The sequence below is a fragment of the Deltaproteobacteria bacterium RBG_16_64_85 genome (genome assembly GCA_001798885.1).
Lineage (GTDB): Bacteria > Desulfobacterota > Deferrimicrobia > Deferrimicrobiales > Deferrimicrobiaceae > FEB-35.
On record MGQW01000049.1, the window covers coordinates 7,518 to 8,734 of the forward strand.

Genomic DNA, 1,217 nt, shown 5'->3' on the forward strand with positions numbered 1-1,217 from the left:
GACAAGTTCCCGTTTGTACGAACCCGGTTGTGGGATATCCGTTTTCCCGAACAAAAATTTGGCGACATTATCAATCGGGACCGGATCATTGGTTATTGAATCCATCAATCCAATAAGATTCCCGGATTCGTCAATGATAAACTGATAATAATACAAATATGCAGGCCTGATGATTCCAGGGTCCGCCAGTGAAATGCCCGAACAAACGGAACTGCCATCCTTCAGTATGTAATTACACGTAACCGTTTGTCCTTTGGATATGTCGATGGTTTTTTCGAGCCCGCTTGCCATCCGCAATTTTATCCGCCGATCCGCCTTTGCGATAAACCCCTTCTTTAATATCAAGTTCGAGCGCTCCACCATCGTTTCGCCAACGGTCTTGACTTGGATGTTCCCGGGAGAAAACGTATCGACACTTTCGGTCGTTCTGACATTTACAGGTATCTTCACCACAGGTTCCGGTCTCGGCGCAGCGCAACCGAACAGGATTAGCAGGGACAAAGATAACAAGGATCGTTTGTCCATAGTAATCCTCCCCGTTTCATTCCGAATATATTCTTCAACCGGAATTATCCATACAGCGGATCGGACGCTTTGTTATGTGCCAATTTTAAACTTTACTTCTTGATTTCTCCTGCTAATATCAAAGTGATGTCTCCAATAACTATAAGACGCACCATCCTGGAAGAGATCCGGAGGGATATCCGCCGTGAGGAGATCGCGTTCCTTATCGGCCCCCGGCAGGCCGGCAAAACCACCATCATGAAGATTGTCCAGGGGGAACTGGACGCCGCGGGCGAAAAAACCCTCTTCCTCAGCCTGGATTACGACCATGACCGCGCCCATTTCGCCTCGCAGCAGGGCCTGCGGAAAAAGATCGAGCTGGAAATCGGCGGCGGCCCCGGCTTCGTCTTCCTCGACGAGATCCAGCGCAGAGAGGACGCAGGCCTGTTCCTCAAGGGGATGCAGGACCTTGGGCTGCCGTACAAGTTCATCGCATCCGGTTCGGGAAGCGTCGACCTGAAGGCGAAGATCAAGGAGTCCATGCTGGGACGGAAGCGGGTCTACGAGGTGTACCCGCTCTCCCTGCGCGAATTCGTCGACTTCCGGACCGGCTACCGGTACACGGACCGCCTGCCGGATTTCTTCGCGCTGGAAAAAACCCATTCGGAGGATTTGCTGCTGGAGTACCTGAACTACGGCGGGTATCCCCGCGT

Annotated in this window: 3 pseudogenes (2 of these 3 cut by a window edge); 1 reads left to right on the forward strand and 2 read right to left on the reverse strand. The window is 52.1% G+C overall.

Features of this window, described 5'->3' with window-relative positions:
- Positions 1 to 5, reverse strand: a pseudogene (locus A2Z13_09260) (hypothetical protein) (it extends 178 nt beyond the left edge of the window).
- Positions 1 to 525, reverse strand: a pseudogene (locus A2Z13_09265) (hypothetical protein) (it extends 48 nt beyond the left edge of the window). The pseudogenes A2Z13_09260 and A2Z13_09265 overlap by 53 nt, the downstream one beginning before the upstream one ends.
- A gap of 126 nt (positions 526 to 651) precedes the next feature.
- Here A2Z13_09265 and A2Z13_09270 point away from each other — a divergent pair.
- A pseudogene (locus tag A2Z13_09270) lies at positions 652 to 1,217 on the forward strand (ATPase).